This is a genomic window from Bacillus cereus group sp. Bc031, from assembly GCF_027716265.1.
Classification (GTDB): domain Bacteria; phylum Bacillota; class Bacilli; order Bacillales; family Bacillaceae_G; genus Bacillus_A; species Bacillus_A paranthracis.
In genome coordinates this window covers 114726-122228 of sequence record NZ_JAQFUL010000003.1, presented here as the reverse complement: position 1 = coordinate 122228, position 7503 = coordinate 114726, and the positions used below count along the sequence as shown (strand labels likewise).

Here is a 7503-nt window from a genome sequence, read left to right as displayed (position 1 = left end):
CCTGTTGAATACAGAAATCATCTTCTTGATGCCGCCTAACTTTTTTTAAAATGTCCTTTACAAAGGGTACGGATTAATTAAATCGGTTCTCTTTTTCATTTAGCGATAGGAAACGAAGACGCCCCTCTTATTGCAAACTTAAAGAGCGCCGTGGGAGAAAGACGCTCTTTAGGTGAATGTATTGTAACGACTATTCGGTTTATTATATGTAAGTTGCGGAGGAAGTGTTTTATAAAAAACATTATTACCCTTTGTATTTTTTTATAAATTTATAAAACTTTTCCATACAGTGCGTCGTCTAATATATGGGAAGGAGGGAAGGCTGTGGATGAATTAATGATAGAAGCGTTTGAAATAGAAGATAAGGAGGACCTTATCGACGAAATAATGAACAAGTATGGACAAGAAGTCTTACAGCTTGTGTATTCATATGTGAATAATAAAGAGGTTGCGGAGGATTTAACGCAAGATATATTTGTGAAATGTTATAAATCTCTTCATACATATAAAGGGAATTCGAACTTAAAAACATGGCTATGGAGAATTGCAATTAATCATTGTAAGGACTATTTAAAAAGTTGGTATAACAAAAAGGTCATCGTGACAGAGGATGACTTTACGTATATGGAGAGTCAAAAAGAAAGTGTGGAACAAACTGTCATTCAAAATGCGGAGGATCGTGAACTGGCTTCTGCAGTAATGAATTTACCGATCAAATATCGAGAAGTCATTTATCTATTTTATTATGAAGAATTATCAATTAAAGAGATTGCGATTGTAATAGATGTGAAGGAAAACACGATAAAAACGAGGCTGAAAAAAGCGAAGGAGCTTTTGAAGAAAGGATTGGAGGAATAATCAAATGGAAGATCGATTAAAAGGCTTGCGAAAATCAATGGAGAACACAACTTTTAAACATTTGAGTTTTTCTGATCAGCACCAGAAGCGGGTGCGTGAAAAAATCAATCAATCGTCCGAAAAAGAAGAAGATATCCTTTTAGCAGTGTTGCAACTTCTTATGAATGAAAAAACAGGCTATGAATTGATGCAGTTACTACGGGGAAGAGGGATTCAAACATTTGAAGGTAATGAAGGGTCTCTATACACTTTGTTACATCGTCTAGAGCAGAATCGCTTTATCCAATCTAGCTGGGACCACGAAGGAGCTAAATATTATCAATTAAATGATAAAGGAAACAAGATGCTGCGAAAGGCAGAGAAGAATGCTACGAAGGCACGATTTATATTAAAAGGATTCGTACAGGAGTGAGAAAAATTGAACAAAAAAGGGGAGCGTTTTTTAACAGAAGTTACGAACCATATTAAATCAAAAGAAGCGAAGGACTTAGTAGCAACTGAACTGAATTTTCACTTAAAACAGGCAAAGAATATGTGGATGGATAAAGGGTTAAGTGAGGAAGTTGCTGAAGATAAGGCTGTTGAGCAAATGGGGAGTCCGAGTAAACTAGGGCGGGAACTTAATAAACTTCATAAGCCAAAGGTGGATTGGTTCTTAATTGGTTTATTAGTGGCTGCGATGGGGTTAGGGTTTTTGCCGGTTTTGGTTTTTGAATATACGAATGATGTAATGATAAATAAGGTGATATTTGTTATTCTCGGTGTTTTAACAGCGATTGGGATGATGTTACTTGATTATCGGAAATTAGAGAGAATGGGATGGTTGTTTTATGTAATCGGAGTAGTTGTCCTGTTAATACTATACTGTTTTCCAAACGCTTCAATGATTGGAGAACCGTTAATACAAATCGGTCCAATTGCAATTGACTGTCTAATGGCAGTGCCTTTCTTTTTTCTAGCTTGGGCTTCTTTTTTTAATAATAGTAGGTTAAAGATTATACATCTTGTGGTTTTATATTTATTTTCTTTGTACTTATTTTTGATTGTATCCACCCTTTCGTCAATTTTTATCTATATTACGATGGTATTCGTTATGCTTTGGTGGAGTAAGCTAGGAAAGAAAACGTCGTTGATTATTACGGTTGTACCTATTTGTTTATTTATTATTAAGGTATCCGTATCATGGTCTTCAGGATACCACTTAGATAGACTTTTAGGGTATTTAAATCCTGAGAGTGATGCAGGTGGCGCAGGATTTATGTATATACGTTTAAAGGAGGTAATGTCGTCAGCAGGTTGGTTTGGTACATATGGAGATATGAAATTCATCCCTGCTCCGGATACTGATTTTGTATTTGCAAGTTTGACTTACTATTATGGGTATTGGCTTGCGTTAATTCTTGTCTTCGTTCTTTCTCTTTTTGTAGCAAGATTAATAGTCATCTCTTATAAAATAAATGATCGGTACGGTAAATTGCTGCTCGTTGGTGGATTGACTCTTTTTGTATTCCAGTTCATTTATAATGTTGGAATGATACTAGGATTATTGCCGCTTGCTGCTATATCCTTACCTTTTATTAGCTACGGATTAACGCCGACTGTATTTCATGCGCTTATAATGGGGATTGTACTGAGTGTGTATAGGCGTAAAGACATTCCAGCGAGAAAATCAGCTTAAAAAACAAACCACCTAGTCCCTATATTTTTTAGGGTGTAGGTGGTTTTATTTACACACTTAACAAGTGTTTCCGTTCTCAACTTCTCCGCATGAATCTGGAATTTGCTTATCTTTTATTAATAGTAATAAAAGTTCAAAAAACTGTTCGCGTTGTTCTAATGTGAGGTTTTGTAAAATATCGTTTGCGACTTTGTCTTGGAAAGCGAGCGCCTGCTCCATATTGGAATGCGCGCGTTCAGTAAGTTGAATTAATGTAGCTCGGCGATCAGTTGGATCTGGTATACGAACTAGGAGCTTGTCTTGTTCGAGTGCATCGACAAAATCGGTAACTGTACGTGCTTTGACGCCTAATTTAGCAGCTAATTCATTCATTCGAATGGGACCATTTTCAGAAACGGTGGATAGAACGCGTAGCCTTGGCCCTGTTAGATGATAAGGTGTGTCAAGGGCTGACAATTGAGATTGAAATTCTCTTTGAACATAGTTGGACGATTGCATTAAAATATGGATGATATCTATTGCAGCTGGATTATTTGATTTCATGAATGGGATGACCTCCTCATTATTTTGTAGTTCATTTTTGCACGTTTCATAAATATATTGTATATTATTAGTGAGTATCCTCTCTATATTATAAACAATTAGTGAGTAACCTCATTATATCTCGTACTCATAATGTGTAATAGCGGGATAATTACTATTATAACTGATGCGGGGATCTATAGAAAACGATAATAGAGAGAGGTGGATTTATGTAAGGAATTTCAAATCGTTTCAGCATTTAATAGCAATACCCTTAAAAAATATATAATGGAGGATTGTACATGACTATTGTAGCATTAGTACTTCAATGTTTATTAATTTTTGCATTTTTCTTTTCGAGTGTGAGTAAAATTGCGGGAGCAAAAATGCAAGTAGAGGCTTTCGCTCATTTAGGTTTACCTCAATGGTTTAGAATTGCGACAGGTTGGATCGCTTTAGCAGGCGTGGTTGGACTAATTTTTGGTTTCTGGAATGAGATCGTATTAGTTTTAGCAGCATTATGGATTGCTTGTATTATGTTAGGAGCTGTATTGTCACATATGCGTGTTAAAGATCCAATTGGAAAAATCATGCCAGCAGCCGTGCTTATGATTTTAGCACTAGTTCTTGCGGTCGTTCATTTTTCAGCAGTAACAGAACTTCTGTAAAGCAAATTGTAGATTTGATTGAATAGAGGTAGAAACTGAGCACGTACGATAAAAATGATATCCTCATTATAATAAAATAGTGAGGATATTCATTATGTTGTCACTCATTTAAATTTGTATAGATTATGGGAAAGAGAAAAGGGGGTCTACAAGATGGTAGATCATTCATCACAAAATGCAGATAAATTGCTAGCAGTTTTAGTAGTTACGCTAATATTTTCGGTTATGAACGGTACGATGTTTAATGTAGCTCTTCCTGAAATCGGTAAAGAATTCAACCTTGTCCCTTCAGAGGTTAGTTGGATTATGACGAGTTATATGGTCGTTTATGCTGTTGGTTCCATCGTAATGGGAAAACTGGCGGATAAATATCGGTTAAAGGATTTGTTAACGTATGGACTACTTATTTTCGCTCTAGGTTCCTTGCTTGGTCTACTTGCTACTGAGTATTGGGTTATCATTTTAGGCCGTGTCATTCAGGCAGCGGGAGTTTCTGTTCTTCCTGCGACAGCAATGATTATTCCAGTTAGATACTTTGCGCCAGAGAAAAGGGGGCGTGCGCTTGGAACTTCAGCAGTTGGTTTAGCGCTTGGGAATGCTTTAGGGCCCGTTGCCGCTGGATTAATTACGAGTTTTGGAAGCTGGAGACTCATGTTTGTTCTTTCATTACTACCGCTTCTAACGCTACCTTTCTTTAGAAAGTATTTAGACAATGCAAAAGGGAAGGCAGGTAGTATTGATATTCTTGGCGGAGGTCTATTAGCTGTATCGGTCGCGTTCTTCTTGCTTGCTATTACGCAGATGCAAGTGTTGTTATTCCTTGGAGGATTTGTTATGTTGGCATTCTTCATTTTGCGGATTAGAAAAGCTACAGAGCCGTTTATAAAACCGACTTTGTTTAAAAATAAAAACTTTTCGATTGGGTTACTCCTTGCTTTTATGACGACAGCGATGAGCTTTAGTATGACATTCATGACGCCGCAATTTCTATCAGCAGTAAATGGATTGACTCCTTCGAATATTGGTTTTGTTTTAGTTCCAGCTGCAATTGCCTCGGCAATTATGGGGAGAAAGGGAGGAAGGTTAGCTGATACTCGGGGCAATTTTGCACTCGTTTTTATTGCATCAGTATTCATATTCCTTGCTTTCTCATTATTATCTACTTTCATTGGGGTCTCGGCTTTTGTCATAGCATTGATTTTAATTTTCGGAAATGTAGGACAGACCTTTATGCAGATTTCAATGTCTAATACAATTTCACAAACACTGTCAAAGGAAGAGACCGGTGTGGGAATGGGATTACTGTCGATGATTAATTTCATATCTGGCGCGATGGCTATGAGTGTAGTAGGGAAATTGCTTGATAAAGGATCGACGTCACTAAAGCTAAATCCTTTTGTTGCAAATGAAGCTGTAAATATGTATAGTAATATCTTCGGCGTGATGTCATTGTTGATCTTACTTGTAGTTGTGCTCTACCGTTTTCAATTTGGTATGGGCGTTTCTACGTTAAATATGACTAGCAAAGGTAGTAAAAACTTATAAAAGAAAATACAAGGAGGGTTTATGTATGAATGCTCAAACTGCATCTGTTTCTTCGCAGTCAAAGGAGTTTGACAATGTGAAAAGACTCCCCATTTTAATATCAATGATCATTGGAGCGTTTTTCACCATTTTGAATGAAACATTATTGAACGTTGCTTTTCCGCAATTAATGATTGAGTTGAATGTAACAGCGTCGACTCTTCAATGGCTTTCAACAGGGTACATGCTTGTAGTTGCTGTACTCATTCCAGCTTCTGCTTTATTAGTACAATGGTTTACAACAAGACAAGTATTCATAGGTGCTATGGTAATCTTTACTTTCGGTACACTTGTAAGTGCGATTGCGCCTGGATTTTCTATACTATTAATGGGGCGCTTGTTACAAGCAGCAGGTACGGGATTAATAATGCCCGTATTAATGAATACGATTCTCCTTCTATATCCTCCTGAAAAGAGAGGAGCGGCAATGGGGAGTATTGGGCTTGTAATCATGTTTGCCCCTGCCATTGGGCCGACACTTTCAGGGCTCATTTTGGAAACATTGAATTGGAGATGGCTATTTTATTTCGTTCTTCCATTCGCGATTTTTTCTATCATTTTTGCGTTTATTTATTTGAAAAATGTCTCTGAGCCTACTAAACCAAAGGTAGATGTATTATCTATTCTTTTATCTACAATTGGATTTGGCGGAATTGTTTATGGATTTAGTAGCTCAGGTGAAGGTTGGGGTAGTTTCCAAGTATATGGCATAATCCTAATTGGTCTTGTAGCAATTCTATTCTTCGTATTGCGTCAATTGAAATTGAAAGAGCCATTACTAGACCTTAGTGCATTTAAGTATCCGATGTTTACGCTCACGACAATTTTATTGACGATCATGATGATGACGATGTTCTCGACAATGACGTTATTACCATTTCTATTCCAAGGCGCTTTAGGCTTAACTGTCTATGCAACCGGTCTTATCATGCTTCCAGGTAGCCTGTTGAATGGTTTGCTTTCTCCAGTTTCAGGGAAGCTTTTTGATAAATTTGGTCTAAGAGCGCTTATTATTCCTGGTACGATCTTATTAGCAGGTGTGATGTGGTTCTTTACACAAGTAACGGAAGATACGTCTAAAATAACTTTCATCCTATTACACGTCACTATGATGATATCTATTTCAATGATCATGATGCCGGCGCAAACGAACGGTTTGAACCAACTTCCGAAGCGATTTTACCCTCACGGAACAGCTATTTTGAATACTCTATCGCAAGTAGCGGGTGCGGTAGGAGTTGCCTTCTTTATTAGCGTTATGACTTCCGGACAAAAGAAATATTTGGATGCATCTTCAAATCCAACTGACCCAGCTCAATTAACAAAAGCAATGGTTTCAGGCGTGCATAATGCATTTACAATTGGCTTTGGTTTGGCACTACTTGCAGTTGTTGTAGCTTTATTTATAAAACGCTCGCAGAACTCAGAAAGTTAAGGGTCGAAGTAAAGAGGGTATGCCGAGGGCAACCCTCTTTATTATTTTGTTTCTACATATCAATTTGATTTTGGTTCCTTCTTATTAAAATAGTATTTGTCGGATAGCACACATTTTAAAATTTATAATGGAACAGCTCTAACTTAGCGATAAAGTTTCATTTTATGTTTAAATAAGTGAACTCGCTTTAATAGAAGTACATAATTCAGAACGAGAGATTGATTCAGTTAATTGTTGTAAATAAGCATGTTCTGTCGTATTTTTTTCAGAAGTGTTAGGATCCAATAAAGGTGAAGAAAGAAGTACATCAATCGTAAGTATGTCTGCATCATGAGAGACGATGTTATAACCTGCAAATACAGGTCGTTTTAAGTCTTTTACTTTTTGAATCATCTGATGGAATTTCGTAACACTTATATTGATTTGTGCGAATGGAAAGCATTTTTGGGTAGGATTCTCGATGGTCTTTCTAATTTTATAATCGTATACATAGTAGTACTTTTCTTGCTGCTCAAGTGTTTGCAATTCTTTCGTTAATAAGTGGTATTTGTCTGTAAGTTCAATTGTAAGTGCATCGTGTTCTTCGGCAACTAATAATGTAAAAGGTCTTGGTGATGAGATTGAAAGGGTGCGGACGTTTAGATCAGTAAAAGTGGGATTAGATTGTAAAATGGTATGTAATTTCTCGGTAGGAAACTCACCGTCATAAATAGCAATAAAATAATGGTTCATCTTTTCGCTCCTTAACTTTTTTCTAA

The 7503-nt window shown here is 36.8% G+C and carries 8 protein-coding genes; 6 read left to right on the top strand and 2 right to left on the bottom strand.

Annotation, left to right across the window (positions count from 1 at the left end; genetic code table 11):
* Nucleotides 1–324 precede the first annotated feature (324 nt).
* Genes PDQ33_RS02665 through PDQ33_RS02655 form a run of 3 tightly spaced genes read left to right on the top strand, consistent with a single transcriptional unit; the run spans nt 325 to nt 2536 of the window.
* Nucleotides 325–858 (top strand): sigma-70 family RNA polymerase sigma factor, encoded by a 534-nt coding sequence (locus PDQ33_RS02665; protein WP_046198661.1) that lies wholly within the window; start codon nt 325–327, stop codon nt 856–858.
* Nucleotides 859–862: 4 nt separating this feature from the next.
* Nucleotides 863–1270: a PadR family transcriptional regulator gene (locus tag PDQ33_RS02660; RefSeq protein ID WP_000390164.1), complete on the top strand. Its 408-nt coding sequence runs from the start codon at nt 863–865 to the stop codon at nt 1268–1270.
* Between the two features lie 6 nt (nt 1271–1276).
* Complete coding sequence (locus PDQ33_RS02655) at nt 1277–2536, top strand: FtsW/RodA/SpoVE family cell cycle protein (protein ID WP_270754628.1); 1260 nt, start codon at nt 1277–1279, stop codon at nt 2534–2536.
* 57 nt (nt 2537–2593) lie between these two features.
* Here the strand turns inward: PDQ33_RS02655 and PDQ33_RS02650 are convergent, their stop codons facing one another.
* Entirely contained in the window at nt 2594–3079 is a 486-nt protein-coding gene (locus PDQ33_RS02650; protein WP_048557273.1) for a MarR family winged helix-turn-helix transcriptional regulator, read from the bottom strand.
* 281 nt (nt 3080–3360) lie between these two features.
* Between PDQ33_RS02650 and PDQ33_RS02645 the strand changes: the two genes are divergently transcribed.
* From PDQ33_RS02645 to PDQ33_RS02635, 3 genes are all read left to right on the top strand, one after another.
* On the top strand, nt 3361–3726 hold the full coding sequence (locus PDQ33_RS02645; protein ID WP_000156912.1) for a DoxX family protein: 366 nt from the start codon (nt 3361–3363) through the stop codon (nt 3724–3726).
* A gap of 153 nt (nt 3727–3879) precedes the next feature.
* Nucleotides 3880–5271, top strand: a complete 1392-nt coding sequence (locus tag PDQ33_RS02640) for an MFS transporter (protein WP_270392959.1) — start codon at nt 3880–3882, stop codon at nt 5269–5271.
* Between the two features lie 25 nt (nt 5272–5296).
* On the top strand, nt 5297–6745 hold the full coding sequence (locus tag PDQ33_RS02635) for an MDR family MFS transporter (RefSeq protein ID WP_270754625.1): 1449 nt from the start codon (nt 5297–5299) through the stop codon (nt 6743–6745).
* Between the two features lie 168 nt (nt 6746–6913).
* On the opposite strand, the gene PDQ33_RS02630 is transcribed toward PDQ33_RS02635, so the two are convergent.
* Nucleotides 6914–7477, bottom strand: coding sequence for a hypothetical protein (locus PDQ33_RS02630; RefSeq protein WP_242277410.1), 564 nt, complete (start codon nt 7475–7477; stop codon nt 6914–6916).
* Nucleotides 7478–7503 lie beyond the last annotated feature (26 nt).